Below are 18,061 nucleotides of genomic sequence, written 5' to 3'. Positions count from 1 at the left end.
CGCGCGAGTCATGAGCACGAACCGCGCCCCCGAACCCCGCCCCGAGACCAGCCCCTGGGTGTTCTCCACCCGTGAGATGGGCCGTCGTCCGGGCATCATGCGCACCGTCACCCGGTCCGTCCCCGGACCGGGCGCGGAGCGTGCCGACGAGGCGATCGGCCTGGTCGGCGTCCTCGCCGTGCCGCCGGGCAGCCCCGTCGAGCTGGACCTGCGCCTGGAGTCGGTGAGCGAGGGCGTCTACGTGTCGGGGACCGCTTCCGCGCAGCTGGCGGGCGAGTGCTCCCGGTGTCTCGACGAGCTGGACGAGGACCTCGAGGTGCGCATCGAGGAGCTGTTCGCCTACCCGGACAGCGTCACCGAGGAGACGACCGACGAGGACGAGATCCCGCGGGTCGTCGACGAGCACGTGGACCTCGAGCAGACGGTGCGGGACGCGATCGTCCTCGAGCTCCCGCTCGCTCCGCTGTGCCGGGACGACTGCCCAGGTCTGTGCCCCGAGTGCGGCGGACGACGGGCCGATCTCGGGCCCGACCACCGGCATGAGACACTGGATCCCCGGTGGGCCGCTCTGCGTGAGCGCCTGCCTTCCGATTGAAGACGTTTCGATGTCGTAAGACCTCTCGAGCACAACCGTAGGAGATCTGCCGTGGCCGTACCCAAGCGCCGGATGTCGCGGTCCAACACGCGCTCTCGTCGGGCGCAGTGGAAGGCCACCGCGCCGACCCTCGTCGCCTGCAACAACCGCGCCTGTGGCGAGCTGAAGCCGCCGCACGTCGCCTGCCCCGTCTGCGGGCAGTACGACGGTCGTCAGGTCGTCCGTCCGGCCTGATTTGCCGGTGGGCGACAAGAGCGTCACGGGGCCCCGCGAGGACCGCACCCCGCTGCTGGAGGCACTCGGCGTCGAGATCGGCGCCGAGTTGCTCACCCTCGCCCTCACGCACCGCTCGTACGCCTACGAGCACGGTGGCCTGCCGACCAACGAGCGGCTGGAGTTCCTGGGCGACTCGGTGCTCGGCATCATCGTCACCGAGCGGCTCTACCGGGACCACCCGGAGCTGCCCGAGGGGCAGCTCGCCAAGCTGCGGGCGAGCGTGGTCAACATGCACGCGCTCGCGGGCGTGGCGGCGACGTTGTCCGAGTACGGGCTGGGCGCCTACATCTATCTCGGCCGTGGTGAGGAACTCACCGGCGGCCGGGACAAGGCGAGCATCCTGGCCGACGCCACCGAGGCCCTGATCGGCGCGGTCTACCTCGACCACGGGCTGGAGACGGCCCGGTCGCTGGTGCACCGGCTGTTCGGCGACCTGCTGCAGGGCGCCCCGCTGCTCGGGGCCGGCCTGGACTGGAAGACCAGCCTCCAGGAGCTCACGGCCTCGGAGGGGCTCGGCGTGCCGGAGTACCGGATCGCCGAGGAGGGCCCCGACCACCTCAAGACCTTCACGGCGACCGCGGTCGTCGGGGGGCGCGAGCTGGGTTCGGGGGACGGGCGCACCAAGAAGGAGGCCGAGCAGAAGGCCGCCGCGCTCGCCTGGCGCACCATCACGGACGAGACGCAGAAGTCGGCCCGGGCCCAGAGTTGACGGCCCAGAGTTGACCGCCCGGAGCTGACGTGCCCGAGCTTCCCGAGGTCGAGGTGGTCCGGCGCGGTCTCGCCGATCACGTCCTCGACCGCACCATCGCCGAGGTCACCGTCGCGCACCCGCGCGCGGTGCGCCGGCACGTCACCGGCGGCGAGGACTTCGCCGCCAGGCTGAAGGGGCGCACGATCAGCGCGGCCCGCCGCCGCGGCAAGTACCTCTGGCTCGAGCTGGACAGCGCCGGGCCGGGGGACGACGCGATCCTCGCCCACCTGGGCATGAGCGGCCAGATGCTCGTCGCCACCCCGGACCGGCCGGACGAGAAGCACCTCCGGATCCGTCTGCGGTTCGACGACGAGGGCCCCGAGCTGCGGTTCGTCGACCAGCGGACCTTCGGCGGGCTGTCGGTCCACCCGCTCACCGAGGGGGCGGGCGGCGGGCTGCTGCCCGAGCCCGTCGCGCACATCGGGCGGGATCCGATGGACCCGCTGTTCTCGCTCGACGACGCGGTGGCCGGCATGCGCCGCCGCCGCACCGAGATCAAGCGGGCGTTGCTCGACCAGACCGTGGTGTCCGGGATCGGCAACATCTACGCCGACGAGGCGCTCTGGCGCGCGCGGCTGCACGGTGCGCGGCCGACCGAGAAGCTCACGCGCAAGCAGGGCATGGCGGTGCTCGAAGCCGCCTCCGAGGTGATGGCGGAGGCCCTCGACCAGGGCGGCACGTCGTTCGACGCCTTGTACGTCAACGTGAACGGCGCCTCGGGCTACTTCGATCGCTCGCTGGCGGTCTACGGCCGCACGGACGAGCCGTGCCGCCGCTGCGGCACCCCGATCCGCCGCGAGGCGTTCATGAACCGCAGCTCCTTCTCCTGCCCGCGCTGCCAGCCGCGCCCTCGCGCCGTCCGCTGATCCCGGACGAGCCCTTGACCGGGCCCCGGGTGCGGCGAAGTGTGGACGATTTCTCCGGGTAACGAGGAGGTCGTCCCATGTCGCAGCCGGTCACCGACCCGACGTTCTACCGCTCCGCCGCCGAGGCCGCGGCCGCACCGCCCGAGCGACTGGCGTACGTCGCCGCGTTCGACCGCACCGCCGAACGGCCGGACGCGATGGCCGTGGTCGACGTCGACCCGGACGCCGAGACCTACGGTCGGGTCGTCGGCTGGACGGACATGCCCGGCACCGGCGACGAGCTGCACCACTTCGGCTGGAACGCCTGCTCCTCCGCCCTCGCCCACGCCGGCCACGACACGAACGGCCTCGCGCGACGGTTCCTGCTGGTCCCGGGCCTGCGGTCGTCGAACATCCACGTCCTCGACACCGTGCCCGACCCGCGCGCCCCGCGGGTGGTCCGCACGGTCACGGCCAAGGACCTGTCCGAGGCGGCCGGGTACTCGCGGCCGCACACCATGCACTGCGGGCCCGACGGCGTGTTCCTCACCTGCATCGGCGGACCGCAGGGGAACGACGACGGGCCCGGCGGGATCGCGCTGCTCGACCACACGACGTTCGAGGTGGTCCGGGCGTGGGAGACGGACCGCGGCCCGCAGGAGCTGGCCTACGACGCCTGGTGGCACCTGAACCGCAACGTCCTGATCTCCAGCGAGTGGGGCCACCCGTCGATGATCGAGGACGGCGTGGTGCCCGAGCTCCTGCTCGGCAACGAGTACGGGCACGCCATCCACGTCTGGGACCTGGCCGAGGGCCGCCACCTCCAGCGCCTCGACCTGGGCGCGCAGCACCAGATGGCGCTCGAGGTGCGGCCCAGCCACGATCCCGAGGCGACCTGGGGTTTCGTGGGCGTCGTGATCTCGACCGAGGACCTGTCGGGGTCGATCTGGCGGTGGTTCCTCGACGGCGACGAGTGGCGGGTCGAGAAGGTGATCACGGTCCCGGCCGAGCCCGCCGATCCCGACCTGCTCCCGCCCGCCCTGAAGCCGTTCTCCGCGGTGCCGCCGCTGATCACCGACATCGACCTCTCGGTCGACGACCGGTTCCTCTACGTCTCCTGCTGGGGCACCGGCGAGCTCAAGCAGTTCGACGTCGGCGACCCGGCCGACCCGCGCGAGGTGGGCTCGGTCCGGCTCGGCGGGATCGTCGGCCGCGTTCCGCACCCGGCGGCCCCCGACCTGCCGCTGTCCGGCGGCCCGCAGATGGTCGAGGTCAGCCGGGACGGCCGCCGCGTCTACTTCACGAACTCCCTCTACGGCGCCTGGGACGACCAGTTCTACCCCGACGGCGTGGGCGCGTGGATGGCGAAGGCGGACGTCGGGCCCGACGGCGGGATGACCCTCGACCAGCGCTTCTTCCCCCGCGGCGACGAGTTCCGGGGCCTGCGGGTGCACCAGGTCCGGCTGCAGGGCGGGGACGCCTCGTCGGACAGCTACTGCTACCGCTGAGATCCGGTCACCCCGCGGTCAGTCGCAGGACGGCCGCGGCCTGCGCTCGCCTCTCGGACGTCGAGCGCCAGGTCGTTCACGGCGACCTCGGCGCCGGCGCCTGCGGTGAACCGGACCGAGGAGGTGCCGTCGGAGGTCGTGGTGCGCATGCCCGTGCAGGCGCCGGAGCAGCGGGTGCGGACCTGCCCGCCGGGCACGACCGCGACGAGCTCGACCGTGCCGGCGTCGACCGCCACGACCCGGATCTCGCAGGAACCCTGCGCGCGGCGCCGGATCGGCGAGCCACAGCTCGCCCTCGGCCGCCGCGAGCGCCACGCCGCCGCAGCCGACGCCGGCCAGTTCACCGGAGCGACGGGACAGCCGCCGGGCGAACTCGTCCTCGTCAACCGGCCGCCGAGCGTGTCCGTGAACTCCAGAAGTGCGTGCGCGAGCCACCGTTCGTCCCACATCGGTCCCCCCGACGACGACAACCGCCTCGGCGCGTGGCCGCCTCCGCGCGCTTAGTCCACTACTCGCTGCGAGCACCCGGGACGTTTCGTCCCCGGAGCAGAGAGAAAGTGCCCCTGACCTGGGGAAGATCGCATCCGGTCTAGAGCCAGCCGCGGCGCTTGAAGCCGAGGTAGAGCAGGAGGCCGAGCAACACCATCAACCCGATGGCGAACGGATAGCCGAATTGCCACTCCAGCTCCGGCATGTGCGCGAAGTTCATCCCGTAGACGCCGGCGACGAGGCTCGGGGCGAAGGCGATCGCCGCCCAGGACGACACCTTCTTCATCTGCTCGTTCTGCACGTACCCGGCCTCGGTCAACCGGGTCATCTCCTCGTTCTGCCGCTGGGCGACGAGCGTGGAGTTGACCGTGAGGATGTTCGCGAGCATGTCGCGCAGGCCCTGTGTGCGCTCGCGGACGCGGGTGGCGTGGTCCTGGACGTCGCGCACGAGCCGGCGCAGCTCGAGGTCCGGCGTGGTGCTCTGCTTGCCGAAGCGGGTGCGCAGCTCCTCGAAGATCTCGGCGAGCGGGTCGACCGCGCGCTGGAACTCGAGGACCTCGCGGGAGAGCTGGTAGATGCGCCGCGACACCGCGGGATCGCCGCTCCAGACCTGGCTCTCGATCTGGTCGACGTCGTCCTGCAGGCCGTCGAGCACCGGGCCGTAGTCGTCGACGACCTTGTCGAGCACGGCGTAGAACACCGCGAACGGCCCGTGCGCCATCAGCTCCGGGTCGTGCTCGAGGCGCTGCCGCACGGCGGCGAGGTCGGGCTCCTCGGCGTGTCGCACGGTGACCACGAAGTCCGGGCCGAGGAACAGGTGGATCTCGCCGAGCTCGACCTCCTCCCGATCGTCGACGTACCGCGCCGGGCGGAGCACGGCGAACTCGGTGTGGCCGTAGCGCTCGAGCTTGGGGCGCTGGTGGCCGTGCAGGGTGTCCTCGACGGCGAGCTCGTGCAGCCCGAACTCGTCCTCGATCGCCTTGATGTCGTCCGGCCCCGGGCGCAGCAGCCCGATCCAGCAGAAGGTCTCCTTGCCGTCGCCGCAGCGCCGGAGGGTCTCGACCGTCCGGTCGAGAGAGTCGGGCTCCTCGGCCCGATGGCCCTCGACGTACACCGCGTTGTCCACGACGGACAATACGGACACCTCCCCACCTGCGACTCCGCACCGGAGCGTACGTGGGTCAGCGGCCGAAGTCCTGCGTCCAGTAGTACCCGTCGGTCGCGAGCCCGACACCGATGGTCGTGAGCGAGCAGTCCTCGATGTTGCGGCGGTGACCGGGTGAGTTCAGCCAGGCCTCGACCACGGCGGCCGGGGTGCGCTGACCCATCGCGATGTTCTCGGCGCCGGGGGAGGGGTAGCCGGCGGCGGCGATGCGGTCCGCGAAGCCGCGGCCGTCGGGGCTGTCGTGGTCGAAGTAGTCCTGGGCCGCCATGTCGTCGCTGTGTCCCTGGGCGGCACGGGTGATCCGGGCGTCGGTGGTGAGGGCGCCGCAGCCGGCGGCGGCGCGGGCCCGGTTGGTCAGCGCGACGACCTCGGCGACCGGCCCGGCGGCGACGGGGCGCGGCGCGGTGGTCGACGCGGGCCGGGTGGTGGTCGGCGTCGGCCGCGGGGTCGTGGTGGTGGTCGGCGCGGGGGTCGTGGTCGGCGGCGCCGTCGTGGTGGTCGACGCCGGCGCCGCGACCGGGAGCCACGTGGTCGTGGTCGGCGGGGCCGGTCCGCTGGTGGCCGCGGTGGTCGGACCGGGGGAGGCGGCCCCGGCGAGCGCGACGGACCAGGCGTCGGGCACGAGGGCCGTGACGCCGAGGGCCGCGAGCAGCGCCCCGAGGGCGAGCCCGGCCAGGAGGGGGAGCGCCCGCGTGCGGGGCACCGGACCGGTCACGGCCCGGTAACGTAGCAAGGCGATGAGCAGCAACGACGATTCGACCGTTCGGCTCACCGCGTGGGTGCGGGGCCGCGTGCAGGGCGTGGGTTTCCGCTGGTGGACGCGGTCGCGGGCGCTGGAGCTGGGGCTCGTCGGGCAGGCCCGCAACCTCGACGACGGCCGGGTCGCCGTGGTCGCGGAGGGTGACCGGGAGCGGTGCGAGCGGCTGCTCGGCCTGCTGCGCGGCGGGGAGACGCCGGGGTGGGTCGAGGAGGTCGTCGAGCAGTGGGGCGACCCGAAGGGCGGGTTCGACGGGTTCGTCGAGGCCTGAGGTTCTGTCGGCCCCCGGGTCTACCGTGCGACGCACACCACGACGAGGGGAGCCCTGCATGACCGTCCGGCTGAACCCGTACCTGCACTTCGACACCGAGGCCCGCGCCGCGATGGAGTTCTACCGCTCCGTCCTCGGCGGCGACCTGGAGATCAGCACCTTCGGGGACATGGGGGCCGAGGGGCCCGTCCCGCCGCCGGAGGGCGTCATGCACGCGCAGCTCACCACGCCGGACGGGTTCGTCCTCATGGCCTCGGACGGCGATCCCGAGCGTGCCGCCGGCCGCACCGCGGTCTCGGTCAGCCTCTCCGGGGACGAGGAGGCCACGCTCGAGGGCTGGTTCACCGGCCTCGCCGAGGGCGGGGTGGTCGAGGTGCCCTTCGAGAAGCAGATGTGGGGCGACCTGTTCGGCATGGTGACCGACCGGTTCGGCGTGCGCTGGCTGGTCAACGCCGCGACCACCTCCTGACCAGTCCCGGGGCCCGTGCCCGCGCGGGCCCCGGGACCGTCTGTGCAGGCCGGTACGCTCCGCTCACCCCCGAGACACCCCGGAGACCGCCGCCGTGCACCTCAAGAGCCTGACGCTGAAGGGCTTCAAGTCCTTCGCCTCGGCCACGACGCTGCGCCTGGAACCGGGGATCACGTGCGTGGTGGGGCCCAACGGCTCGGGCAAGTCCAACGTCGTCGACGCGATCTCCTGGGTGCTCGGCGAGCAGGGGGCCAAGGCGCTGCGCGGCGGGAAGATGGAGGACGTGATCTTCGCCGGCACGTCCGGCCGGCAGCCGCTCGGGCGCGCCGAGGTCACGCTCACCATCGACAACTCCGACGGCGCCCTGCCGATCGAGTACTCCGAGGTCTCGATCACCCGCCGGATGTTCCGGGACGGGGCCGGCGAGTACGAGATCAACGGCAGCTCCTGCCGGCTGCTCGACATCCAGGAGCTGCTCTCCGACTCCGGCATCGGCCGGGAGATGCACGTCGTGGTGGGGCAGGGCCAGCTCGACGCGATCCTGCGGTCCAAGCCGGAGGAGCGGCGCGCCTACATCGAGGAGGCCGCGGGCGTCCTCAAGCACCGCAAGCGCAAGGAGAAGGCGCTCCGCAAGCTCGACGCGATGCAGGCCAACCTCACGCGGCTCACGGACCTCACCGCGGAGCTGCGCCGCCAGCTCAAGCCGCTGGGCCGGCAGGCGGAGATCGCGCGCAAGGCGCAGCAGGTGCAGGCCGAGCTGCGGGACGCGCGGATCCGGCTCGCCGCGGACGACATCGTCACCCTGCGGGACGCGCTGGCCCGCGAGGAGGCGGACGAGCGGCAGGCCCGCGAGCGCCGGGCCGAGGTGTCCGAGCAGCTCGACGTGGCCCGCGCGCGGCAGGGCGAGCTGGAGGAGGCCCTGGCCGCCGACGCGCCGCGGCTGCAGCGCGCGCAGGACACCTGGTACTCGCTGTCGTCGCTGGCCGAGCGGCTGCGTGGCACCGTGCGGCTGGCCGAGGAGCGCGCCCGGCACCTGGCCTCCGCGGAGTCCGGGCGCACGCCGGGGCGGGACCCGGACGAGCTGGAGGCCGAGGCCGACCTCGTCGCCGAGCAGGAGGAGGAGCTGGTCGCGGCCGTCGTCGAGGCCCGGCAGCGGCTCGCCGAGGTGCTCGAGGAGCGCGCCGAGCACGAGCGCACCCTGCAGGCCGCCGAGCGCGCGCACATGGCTGCGGTCCGGGCGATCGCCGATCGCAAGGCGGGCCTCGCGACGCTCGCGGGCAAGGCCGAGGCGCTGCGCAGCGGCGCGGCCGCCACCGCCGAGGAGATCGAGCGGCTGTCCGAGGCGCTCGGCGAGGCCGAGGCCCGGATCGTCACCGCGGCCGAGGAGCTGGAGGCCGCGCGGGAACAGCTCGGTGTCCTCGATGAGGCCGACTCGGGCGAGCTGGCCGCGCTCGTGGAGTCCGCCGCCGAGGCGCAGGAGTCCGCGGCGGCCCGGGTCCGCGAGCTCGTCGCGCAGGAGCGGGAGCTGGAACAGCAGCGGGCGCACTGGCGGGCGCGGGTCGACGCGCTGTCGGTCGGGCTCGCGCGCAAGGACGGCAGCGAAGCGCTGCTGTCCGGCGAGCGGGCGGGGGTCGTCGGGGCCGTCGCCGAGCTGCTGGAGGTCGAGCCGGCGGCCCGGACCGCGGTCGCGGCCGTGCTCGGCGAGCTGGCCGAGGGGGTCGCGGTGGAGTCCGCGGGCGCGGCGGTCGACGCGCTCCGCGAGCTGCGGTCGGGTGACCACGGGTCGGCCACGCTGTTGGTGGCCGGGGACGGTGCGGCTCCCGGGGCCGGGCTCGTCGATCTCCGTGCTCCCGCCGCCGGGGCCGCGCCGGCCGGGCGGTGGGCCGCGGACGTCGTGCGCGCTCCGGCGCAGCTGGCGCCCGCCGTCGCGTCCCTGCTGGACCGCGTCGTCGTGGTCGACTCCCTCGACGAGGCACGGACCGTGGCGGAGGCGGGGCTCGTCGCCGTCACGTCCGAGGGTGATGTGCTGGAGGCCTTCCGCGCTCGCGGCGGGTCGGGCGGCGGCTCGAGCGCGCTGGAGGTGCAGGCCGCGGTCGACGAGGCCGTCGCGGCCCGGGACACGAACGACGCCGAGCTGGCCCGGCTGCGTCCCGCCCTCGACGGCGCGCGGGCGGAGGAGGCCGCGCGGAAGGCGGACGTCGAGGCGGCCACGGCCGAGCGCCAGGCCGCCGAGCAGCGGCGCGCGGCGGCGGGCAGCCAGCTCGGCCGGCTGGAGCAGGTCGTCCGGTCCGCGGAGCAGGAGGCGCAGCGGCTGCGCCAGCGGCGGGACGCGGTGGAGGCCCGGCGGTCGGAGTCGTTGCTGGCGCTGGAGGCGGCCGAACAGCAGCTCCTGGTCGCGGAGGGCGAGCCGGTCGACGACGAGCCGGACACCGAGGTCCGGGACACCGCCGCGGAGAAGCTGGCCGAGGCCCGGTCCGAGGAGGTGGAGTGCCGGCTCGCACTGCGCACCGCCGAGGAGCGCGCCCGCGCGATCGCCGGCAGGGCGGACTCGCTGCGGCGGCAGGCGTCGTCGGAGCGGCAGGCCCGGGCCCGCGCGGAGGCCGCGCGGCGCGAGCGGGAGCGCAGCGCCGCCGTCGCCGACCTGGTGGTCGGGGCCGGCGCCCGGGCGCTGGAGCGGATCGAGGTGTCCCTGGGCTCCGCGGCGGCCGAGCGGGACGAGGTCGCCGCCGCCCGCGCCGAGCGGGAGGCCGCGCTGACCGAGGCCCGGGCCACCACCGGGCGGCTGTCCGCGCTGCTCGACAAGCTGGTCGACGCCGTGCACCGGGACGAGGTGGCCCGCGCGCAGTCCCGGCTGCGGCTCGAGCAGCTCACCGAGAAGGCGCTGGCCGACCACGGCATCGCCGTCGACGACCTGGTCGCCGAGTACGGGCCGTCGGTCGGGGTGCCGCCGTCGCCGGCCGAGGTCGCGGAGTACGAGGCGGCGAAGGAACGGGGCGAGGACGTCGTGGCCCCACCCGCCATGCCCTACGACCGCGCCGCGCAGGAGCGTCGGGCCAAGCGCGCCGAGAAGGACCTGGCGCTGCTCGGCAAGGTCAACCCGCTCGCGCTGGAGGAGTTCGCGGCCCTCGAGGAGCGCTACACCTTCCTCTCCACGCAGCTCGAGGACCTCAAGAACACCCGCCGCGACCTGCTCACCGTGGTCCGCGAGGTCGACGACAAGATCCTCGAGGTCTTCACGCAGGCGTACGAGGACGTCGCGCGGGAGTTCGAGACGGTCTTCGCCACGCTCTTCCCGGGCGGCGACGGCCGGCTGGTGCTCACCGACCCCTCGGACATGCTGACCACCGGCATCGAGGTGGAGGCGCGCCCGCCGGGCAAGAAGGTCAAGCGGTTGTCGCTGCTCTCCGGCGGGGAGCGCTCGCTCACCGCGATGGCGCTGCTGGTCGCGATCTTCCGGGCCCGCCCCTCGCCCTTCTACGTGCTCGACGAGATCGAGGCCGCCCTCGACGACGCCAACCTCCGCCGGCTCATCTCGCTGATGGAGGAGCTGCGCGCCACCTCGCAGCTCATCGTCATCACGCACCAGAAGCCGACCATGGAGGTCGCCGACGCCCTCTACGGCGTCTCGATGCGGGGCGACGGCATCACGACCGTCATCTCCCAGCGGCTGCGGCCGGCCTCCTGAGCGCCGCCGCCGGGCGGTTCGCCGACCGCGGCCGGTGGGGTCGTGCGGGGCGTGCAAGGCTGGGGGTGTGACGACGCAGACCCTCTGGATCATCGTGGTCGTGGTCGCGGTGGTCGTGCTGATCGCCCTGGTTGCCGGCCTCACGATCAGCCGCAGGCGCAGGATCAGCCTGCGCGAGCCCGAGGAGCTCGAGACCCCGGCCGCCGAGGAGAAGCCCAGGCAGGGCAACACCTACAAGGCCAGCGGGGGCTTCGACTTCTCCGCCGGCAGTGGGGGCGGGACCGGCACGCCGACGCTGCCGCCGCGCACGGAACCCGGCCCCGACCTGGTGCCGCCCGCCCGCGAGCGGGAGCCCGAGCCGCGCCGCGGGGGTGGTGCGGCCGCTGCCGGCGGGGCTGCGCTCGCCGGTGGGGCCGCCGCGGCCGCTGCTGCGTCGGCACCGGAGAAGGCACCGGAGAAGGCACGCGAGAAGGCACGCGAGAAGGCACCGGAAGCGCCCGAGCGCCCGGGGGCCACGAACGGGGCCGCCGCGACCGCGGCTCCGACCGCCCCGGCCGCTCCGGACGAGGCGCAGCAGGAGGCACCCGAGACCGTCGCGCCGGACACCGCGACCGGGACCGCGGCCCCTGCCGCGCCGACCGCGCCGACAGTTCCTGCGGACACCGCTCCGCCCGCCGAGGCGGCTCCCGCCGCACCGGCGGAGGAGCAGGCCCCGGCCGACGGAGCCGCCCCTGCCGCCGCACCGCCCACCGCGCCCGCCGCACCCACTGCGCCGACCGAGCGCCGGCCCGGTGACGAGCTGACCGGCACCGCCGACGACGTCCGCACCCCGCCCCGCGGCCTCCCCACCGGTGGCACCGCCACCGAGGCGCGCACCCCGGCGGAGGGCATCCCCGCCGTCCGGCCGCCGGACACCGCCACCCCGCCGGCCGGCATCCCGGCCGCCGCGGCGCCCACCGCCCCGGCGCCCGAGGCCCCGCCGACCGAGGCCTCGGGCACGGAGGCCCCCGCCGCCGAGGCGCCGACCACCGAGGCCCCGACCACCGAGGCCCCGGGGACCGGGACCCCGGCCGCGCCGCCCGCCACCGGAGCGGCCGCCGCAGCTGCTGCTGCGGCCGCCCCCACCGCCCCGCCCGCGGAGCGCACCACCGCTCCCACTGCGCCGACTGCTGAGCCCACCACCGAGGCCCCGCCCGCGCCCCCCGCCGCGACCGCGCCGGCGGTACCGACCGCCCCACTCGCGCCCACCGAGGAGATCGCTCCCGCGGAGGGGCGTCTCGAGCGGCTGCGCGGCAACCTCTCCCGCTCCCGCTCCGCGTTCGGCCAGAGCCTGCTCGGCCTGCTCGGCGGCGGTGAGCTCGACGAGGAGTCGTGGGAGGACGTCGAGGCCACCCTCCTGCAGGCCGACCTGGGCCCGGAGATGACCGCCGAGCTCGTCGAGACCCTGCGCGACGAGCTGGCCCGCCGTGCCGTCCGCACCACGGACCAGGCCCGCCAGCTGCTCCGCGAGGTCCTCACCGAGGCCCTCGAGACGGAGGCGAACCGCTCGATCCGCGCGCTGCCGCACGACGGCCGCCCAGGCGTCCTGCTCGTCGTCGGAGTCAACGGCACGGGCAAGACGACCACCACCGGCAAGCTCGCGCGCGTACTCGTCGCGAGCGGCCGACACGTCGTCCTGGGTGCGGCCGACACCTTCCGCGCCGCCGCGGCCGAGCAACTCGCGACGTGGGGCGAGCGGGCCGGTGCCGCCGTCGTCCGCGGTCCCGAGGGGGCCGACCCGGCGGCCGTCGCGTTCGACGCCGTCAAGCGCGGCACCGCCGACGGTGCCGACGCCGTCATCCTCGACACGGCCGGCCGGCTGCACACCAAGACCGGCCTGATGGACGAGCTGGGCAAGGTCAAGCGCGTCGTCGAGCGGCAGTCCGAGGTCGACGAGGTGATCCTCGTCCTCGACGCCACGACCGGGCAGAACGGGCTGATCCAGGCGCGCGTGTTCGGCGAGGTCGTCAAGGTCACCGGCATCGCGCTGACGAAGCTCGACGGCACGGCGAAGGGCGGCATCGTCTTCCGCGTACAGCGCGAGCTCGGCGTCCCGGTGAAGCTCGTGGGCCTCGGCGAGGGCCCGGACGACCTGGCCCCGTTCGAGCCGAAGGCCTTCGTCGACGCCCTGCTGGGCTGAGCTCCCGTTCGGTCCGGCCCGTGCCGGGGGCGGTCACCGGTCGTGACGTCCCCGGCGCACAGGGCACGAAACGGTCACATTTCCCGTCACGTTGTGCGCACGAGCCGCCACGGCCGGAGGGGGAAACCTGGATGTAACCCGCCGGGGGACGGGGTTCATCCCCCGGAAACATAGTGCGATCTTCCCGGAAACATCCCGCTTCGATTATTCCGGCACCTGCCGTACCGAGGGTGCGGCCGAAACGGGAGGGAGATCCGTGGACGCGTTCAACAGCGGCGATACCGCGTGGATGCTCGCCAGTACCGCGCTGGTGCTGTTCATGACGCCTGGGCTCGCGCTCTTCTACGGCGGCATGGTTCGCAGCAAGAGCGTCCTCAACATGATGATGATGAGCCTGTCCTCGATGGGCCTCATCGGCGTCCTGTGGGTGCTCTACGGCTACTCGATGGCGTTCGGGAACGACGTCGGCGGCGGACTGCTCGGCAACCCGACCGAGGCCTGGGGCCTCAAGGGCCTGTTCGTGGGGTCGTACTCCGCGAACGTGGCCGACTCCTCGTACGTGCTCTCCGGGTCGATCCCGGCGCTGGCGTTCGTCGGCTTCCAGGCCACGTTCGCGATCATCACCGTCGCCCTGATCTCGGGTGCGGTGGCCGATCGCATGAAGTTCGGCGCCTGGCTGCTCTTCGCCGGGATCTGGGCCACCATCGTCTACTTCCCGGTCGCGCACTGGGTCTTCGCGTTCGACTCCAGTGACGGCTCGGTCCTCGGTGGCTGGATCGCCAACTCCCTCAAGGCGATCGACTTCGCCGGTGGCACCGCGGTCCACATCAACGCCGGTATCGCGGCCCTGGCGCTCGCGATCGTCGTCGGCAAGCGCCGCGGCTGGCCGCGTGAGCCCATGCGCCCGCACAACCTGACGCTGGTCATGCTCGGCGCCGGCATCCTGTGGTTCGGCTGGTTCGGCTTCAACGCCGGTTCGGCCCTCGGCGCCAACGGCACCGCCGCGTTCGCCATGGTCAACACCATCGTCGCCACCTGCGCCGCGATGCTGGCCTGGCTGCTCGTCGAGCGGATCCGCGACGGCAAGGCCACCAGCCTCGGCGCCGCGTCCGGTGTCGTCGCCGGTCTGGTCGCGATCACCCCGGCCTGCGCCTCGGTCTCGCCGCTGGGCGCGATCGCCGTGGGCGCCATCACCTCGGCCCTGTGTGCCCTGGCCGTCGGCCTGAAGTTCCGCTTCGGCTACGACGACTCGCTCGACGTCGTCGGCGTCCACCTCGTCGGTGGTCTGGCCGGGACGATCCTGATCGGCTTCTTCGCCGACCCGGGCTCCCCGGCGGCCGTCGCGGGCCTGTTCTACGGCGGCGGGGTCGACCAGCTGTGGCGCCAGATCGTCGGCGCCCTCGCGGTCCTCCTCTACTCGGGCATCCTGACCTTCGTCATCGCGCTGATCGTGAAGGCGATCTTCGGCGGCAAGATCCGCCTCAGCCCGGAGGAGGAGACGACCGGCATCGACGAGACCGAGCACGCCGAGACCGCCTACGACTTCTCCAGCCACCGCGGTCTGGCCGGGGTCTCGGCGGGCACGCCGCGCCCGGACGCCGCCACCCCGCAGGCGGCCGCGCACGTCGCCGCAGGCAAGGAGAGCTGAGCCGTGAAGCTGATCACCGCCATCGTGAAGCCGTTCGTGCTGGAGGACGTCAAGGGCGCCCTCGAGCAGATCGGGGTCCTCGGGATGACCGTCTCCGAGGTCCAGGGCTACGGCCGGCAGAAGGGCCACACCGAGGTCTACCGGGGTGCGGAGTACTCCGTGGACTTCGTGCCGAAGGTCCGGGTGGAGGTCGTCGCGGACGACGCCCTCGCGGACAAGGTGGTCGACGCGGTCGTCGAGGCCGCCCGCACCGGCAAGATCGGCGACGGCAAGGTCTGGGTCGCCCCGGTCGAGACCGTCGTCCGGGTCCGCACCGGCGAGCGCGGGACCGACGCCATCTGACGGACCGCCCGAAGGCATCCGTCCGATCTGCCGGGGCCCGTCGTGCCACTCGGCACGGCGGGCCTCCGGCGTCCCGAGAGGGCGTCTGATTCCTCCCGTTCCGTCCCCTCCCGGGGCGGGCGGGTGCCGTCGGTCCGACCGACCCACCACCCATCGGAGAACCGTGATGATGCTCGTGACCGCGATCGTCAAACCCTTCGCGCTCGACGACGTCCGGGCCGGCCTCGAGCGGCTGGACGTGGCGGGGATGACCGTCAGCGAGGTGACCGGCCACGGCCGGCAGCGGGGGCACACCGAGGTCTACCGCGGCGCCGACTACCAGATGGACTTCGTGCCCAAGGTGCGGATCGAGATCGTCGTCGACGACTCGGTGGCCGAGAAGACCGTCGACGCGGTCGTGCAGGCGTCGCGCACGGGGAAGATCGGTGACGGGAAGGTGTGGGTCGTCCCGCTCGAGACGGTGGTGCGGGTCCGGACCGGGGAGCGGGGCCCGGACGCGCTGTGAGACTCGTGGCGGTGACAGCCGTGGCGGTCGTGCCGGGGTCGGGGACGCCCACGGCGGGGTGGAGCGGAGCCGGCCGCGGGCCGGCGGTAACGAGGGCGAGTCGGTGACGGCAGTGGGATCGGGTCCGGGTTCTGGGTCGGGGGCGGGACCGGCGTCGGGTTCGGCGGAGGATCTCGTCCGCGCGAAGGCCGTGCTGCTGGACCGCCAGAACGGCCGGCGGCGGCTCGCCCCGGACGCGCTGCGGACCGCGCTGGTCGACCTGCACGACTTCTGGCTGTCGTCGCGGTGCGCGGCGATCGGGATCGCGGACCGCGCGGCGCTGGTCGCCGTCGGGGCGCTGGGGCGGCGCGAGCTGGCCCCGCACTCGGACCTCGACCTCGTGCTGCTGCACGACGGGCGCAAGGACGTCGACCGGCTCGCCGACCAGCTCTGGTACCCGCTGTGGGACGCCGGCATCGGGCTGGACCACTCGGTCCGCACCCCCGGCCAGGCGGTCCAGGTGGCGGCCACCGACCTGCGGGCCGCCTACGGCCTGCTCGAGCTGCGGCACATCGCGGGCGACCCGGCGTTGTCGGAGAAGGTCAAGCAGGCCGTCCGGCAGGCGTGGCGCGCCGGCATCCGCAACCGCTTCGACGACATCGCCGACTCCGCCCGGGACCGGTGGGCCAAGGTCGGCGACGTCGCCCACCGCATCGAGCCCGACCTGAAGTCCGGGCACGGCGGGCTGCGGGACGTCCAGCTCCTCGACCACCTCGCCGCCGCGCAGCTGGTCGACCGGCCCTCCGGCGAGGTCACCGAGGCCCGGATGCTGCTGCTCGACGTGCGCACCGAGCTGCACCGGATCGCCGGCCGCGCGCGGGACGTGCTGCGCGCCCAGGACGCCGACGAGATCGCCTCGACCCTCGAGCTCGGCGACCGCTTCGACCTGGCCCGGGCGATCTCCGGGGCGGCGCGGGCCGTCGCCTTCTCCGCCGAGGTCGGGCTGCGGGCCGCCAAGGCCGCGCTGCCGCGCCGCGGGCTCTCCGCGCTGCGCCGCGCGCCCGTCCGGCGGCCGCTGGACTCCGGCGTCGTCGAGCACGCCGGCGAGGTCACCCTCGCGCGCGACGCCGCCGCCAACCGCGATCCCGCCCTCGTGCTGCGCGTCGCCGCGACCGCCGCGCGCACCGGGCTGCCGGTCGCCGCCGGGACCCTGCACCGGCTGGCCGAGACCGCTCCCGAGCTGCGCGAACCCTGGCCGCGGGCCGCCCTCGGCGAGCTGCTCTCCCTGCTCGGCACGGGCGAGGGCATGGTCGACGTGATCGAGGCGCTCGACCGGACCGGGCTGTGGGGGCGGCTGTTCCCCGAGTGGGGCGCGGTGCGGGACCTGCCGCCGCGGGACCGGGCGCACATGTGGACCGTCGACCGGCACCTCGTCGAGACCTGCGCGCAGGCCGCCTCGCTGACCACCCGCGTCTCGCGTCCGGACCTCCTGCTGGTCGGGGCGCTGCTGCACGACATCGGCAAGGGCCGCGGTGGCGACCACTCCGAGGTGGGGGAGTCGCTCGCGCTGCAGATCGGGCGGCGGCTCGGGTTCGGCGAGCGGGACGTCGAGACGCTCGGCGCGATGGTCCGCCACCACCTGCTCCTGCCGCACACCGCCACCCGCCGCGACCTCGACGACACGGCCACGCTCACCCGGATCGTCGAGACCCTCGGCGGGAACCCGCTGCTGCTCGACCTGCTCGACGCCCTCGCCGAGGCGGACTCGCTGGCCACCGGGCCGGGTGTGTGGAGCCCGTGGAAGCGGGCGTTGATCCGGGACCTCAGCGGCCGGGTCCGCGCGCTGATGATCGGCGAGCCGCCGCCCGGGCCCGTCCGGATCGCCGACACTGCCGAACAGGCTGCGGCCGAGGTCGTCGCGGGCGTGGAGAAGGAGGGCAGGCCCCAGCTGCGGCTCATCTCGGACCAGGACCTCGCGACGGTCGTGATCGGCACGCCGGACCGGCCCGGGGCGCTGTCCGCCGCGGCCGGGGTCCTCGCGCTGCACTCGCTCGAGGTGCACGCGGCCTCGGTCACGACCGAGGGCGAGGTGGCGGTGTCGAGCTTCGCCGTGTCGCCGCGGTTCGGCGGGCTGCCCGACCCGGCCGTCGTGCGGCACGACCTGGGCCGGGTCCTCGACGGCACCCTCGGGCTCGCCGAGGCGCTGGCCCGCAAGGAACGCGACTACGCCCCGACCACCGAGGCGGTGGAGCGGACCGCCCCGCCCCGCGTGCTCTGGTTCGACGACGAGGCGACCGGCGCCGTCGTCGTCGAGCTGCGGGGGCAGGACCGGATCGGGCTGCTGCACCGGGTCGCCGCCGCGCTCGAGGACTCGGGGCTCGACATCCGGTGGGCCCGCGTGGCCACCCTCGGCGCGTCGGTCGTCGACTCGTTCGGGGTGTCCGGGCCCGGGCCCGACGGGCAGGTGCCCCGCACGGACCGTCGGCGCATCGAGCAGGCGGTCCTCGCCGCGACGGGGAAGGCGCGCGCAACCTCCGCGACACGCTGAGCCCGAGCCGATTCATGCGGTCGTAACATCCCGAAACATTCGGGAAACA

The 18,061-nt window shown here is 74.3% G+C and carries 16 protein-coding genes; 13 read left to right on the top strand and 3 right to left on the bottom strand.

Going from position 1 to position 18,061, the window contains the following annotated elements:
* The first annotated feature begins 10 nt into the window (after positions 1 to 10).
* The 5 genes from ACQP04_RS27375 to ACQP04_RS27355 all read left to right on the top strand — a co-directional run bounded on the left by ACQP04_RS27375 (position 11) and on the right by ACQP04_RS27355 (position 3,975).
* Complete coding sequence (locus ACQP04_RS27375; protein WP_433503418.1) at positions 11 to 595, top strand: YceD family protein; 585 nt, start codon at positions 11 to 13, stop codon at positions 593 to 595.
* 51 nt (positions 596 to 646) lie between these two features.
* Positions 647 to 829 carry a 50S ribosomal protein L32 gene (rpmF, locus tag ACQP04_RS27370; protein ID WP_081924191.1) on the top strand — a complete coding sequence of 61 codons (183 nt, stop codon included), beginning with the start codon at positions 647 to 649 and terminating at the stop codon, positions 827 to 829.
* 7 nt (positions 830 to 836) lie between these two features.
* A complete protein-coding gene (rnc, locus tag ACQP04_RS27365) occupies positions 837 to 1,580 on the top strand; it encodes a ribonuclease III (protein WP_433503417.1) in 744 nt (247 codons plus the stop codon).
* 29 nt (positions 1,581 to 1,609) lie between these two features.
* A complete protein-coding gene (mutM, locus tag ACQP04_RS27360; protein WP_433503416.1) occupies positions 1,610 to 2,488 on the top strand; it encodes a bifunctional DNA-formamidopyrimidine glycosylase/DNA-(apurinic or apyrimidinic site) lyase in 879 nt (292 codons plus the stop codon).
* Between the two features lie 77 nt (positions 2,489 to 2,565).
* Positions 2,566 to 3,975: a selenium-binding protein SBP56-related protein gene (locus ACQP04_RS27355; protein ID WP_433503415.1), complete on the top strand. Its 1,410-nt coding sequence runs from the start codon at positions 2,566 to 2,568 to the stop codon at positions 3,973 to 3,975.
* On the opposite strand, the gene ACQP04_RS27350 is transcribed toward ACQP04_RS27355, so the two are convergent.
* The 3 genes from ACQP04_RS27350 to ACQP04_RS27340 all read right to left on the bottom strand — a co-directional run bounded on the left by ACQP04_RS27350 (position 3,966) and on the right by ACQP04_RS27340 (position 6,344).
* Positions 3,966 to 4,211, bottom strand: coding sequence for a hypothetical protein (locus ACQP04_RS27350; RefSeq protein WP_433503414.1), 246 nt, complete (start codon positions 4,209 to 4,211; stop codon positions 3,966 to 3,968). The two genes, ACQP04_RS27355 and ACQP04_RS27350, sit on opposite strands and share 10 nt — an antisense overlap.
* A 353-nt stretch (positions 4,212 to 4,564) precedes the next feature.
* Entirely contained in the window at positions 4,565 to 5,608 is a 1,044-nt protein-coding gene (locus ACQP04_RS27345; RefSeq protein WP_433503413.1) for a magnesium and cobalt transport protein CorA, read from the bottom strand.
* Between the two features lie 37 nt (positions 5,609 to 5,645).
* On the bottom strand, positions 5,646 to 6,344 hold the full coding sequence (locus ACQP04_RS27340) for a CAP domain-containing protein (RefSeq protein WP_433503412.1): 699 nt from the start codon (positions 6,342 to 6,344) through the stop codon (positions 5,646 to 5,648).
* A 22-nt stretch (positions 6,345 to 6,366) separates the two neighbouring features.
* Between ACQP04_RS27340 and ACQP04_RS27335 the strand changes: the two genes are divergently transcribed.
* The 8 genes from ACQP04_RS27335 to ACQP04_RS27300 all read left to right on the top strand — a co-directional run bounded on the left by ACQP04_RS27335 (position 6,367) and on the right by ACQP04_RS27300 (position 18,012).
* The gene (locus tag ACQP04_RS27335; RefSeq protein ID WP_433503411.1) at positions 6,367 to 6,657 is read left to right on the top strand and encodes an acylphosphatase; all 291 of its coding nucleotides are present in this window, start codon (positions 6,367 to 6,369) and stop codon (positions 6,655 to 6,657) included.
* A gap of 58 nt (positions 6,658 to 6,715) precedes the next feature.
* Positions 6,716 to 7,126: a VOC family protein gene (locus ACQP04_RS27330; RefSeq protein ID WP_433503410.1), complete on the top strand. Its 411-nt coding sequence runs from the start codon at positions 6,716 to 6,718 to the stop codon at positions 7,124 to 7,126.
* 94 nt (positions 7,127 to 7,220) lie between these two features.
* Positions 7,221 to 10,811, top strand: coding sequence for a chromosome segregation protein SMC (smc, locus tag ACQP04_RS27325; RefSeq protein ID WP_433503409.1), 3,591 nt, complete (start codon positions 7,221 to 7,223; stop codon positions 10,809 to 10,811).
* A 799-nt stretch (positions 10,812 to 11,610) separates the two neighbouring features.
* On the top strand, positions 11,611 to 12,990 hold the full coding sequence (gene ftsY / locus ACQP04_RS27320; RefSeq protein ID WP_433508450.1) for a signal recognition particle-docking protein FtsY: 1,380 nt from the start codon (positions 11,611 to 11,613) through the stop codon (positions 12,988 to 12,990).
* Positions 12,991 to 13,279: 289 nt separating this feature from the next.
* On the top strand, positions 13,280 to 14,638 hold the full coding sequence (locus ACQP04_RS27315; protein WP_433508449.1) for an ammonium transporter: 1,359 nt from the start codon (positions 13,280 to 13,282) through the stop codon (positions 14,636 to 14,638).
* Between the two features lie 3 nt (positions 14,639 to 14,641).
* Positions 14,642 to 14,980, top strand: a complete 339-nt coding sequence (locus tag ACQP04_RS27310) for a P-II family nitrogen regulator (protein ID WP_037046916.1) — start codon at positions 14,642 to 14,644, stop codon at positions 14,978 to 14,980.
* A gap of 166 nt (positions 14,981 to 15,146) precedes the next feature.
* On the top strand, positions 15,147 to 15,485 hold the full coding sequence (locus tag ACQP04_RS27305; protein ID WP_433503408.1) for a P-II family nitrogen regulator: 339 nt from the start codon (positions 15,147 to 15,149) through the stop codon (positions 15,483 to 15,485).
* A gap of 190 nt (positions 15,486 to 15,675) precedes the next feature.
* Positions 15,676 to 18,012: a [protein-PII] uridylyltransferase gene (locus ACQP04_RS27300; protein WP_433503407.1), complete on the top strand. Its 2,337-nt coding sequence runs from the start codon at positions 15,676 to 15,678 to the stop codon at positions 18,010 to 18,012.
* Positions 18,013 to 18,061 lie beyond the last annotated feature (49 nt).

Origin of the sequence: Pseudonocardia halophobica (genome assembly GCF_050948485.1) — a bacterium.
Taxonomy (GTDB): domain Bacteria; phylum Actinomycetota; class Actinomycetes; order Mycobacteriales; family Pseudonocardiaceae; genus Pseudonocardia; species Pseudonocardia halophobica.
The sequence above is the reverse complement of the archived record's forward strand: the minus strand, read 5'-3'. Positions and strand labels throughout refer to the sequence as shown.

Coding starts and splice junctions, on each gene's coding strand:
- ACQP04_RS27305 (WP_433503408.1), top strand. CDS start 15,147: ATGATGCTCGTGACCGCGATCGTCAAACCCTTCGCGCTCGACGACGTC.
- ACQP04_RS27335 (WP_433503411.1), top strand. CDS start 6,367: ATGAGCAGCAACGACGATTCGACCGTTCGGCTCACCGCGTGGGTGCGG.
- ACQP04_RS27355 (WP_433503415.1), top strand. CDS start 2,566: ATGTCGCAGCCGGTCACCGACCCGACGTTCTACCGCTCCGCCGCCGAG.
- ACQP04_RS27330 (WP_433503410.1), top strand. CDS start 6,716: ATGACCGTCCGGCTGAACCCGTACCTGCACTTCGACACCGAGGCCCGC.
- ACQP04_RS27375 (WP_433503418.1), top strand. CDS start 11: ATGAGCACGAACCGCGCCCCCGAACCCCGCCCCGAGACCAGCCCCTGG.
- ACQP04_RS27315 (WP_433508449.1), top strand. CDS start 13,280: ATGCTCGCCAGTACCGCGCTGGTGCTGTTCATGACGCCTGGGCTCGCG.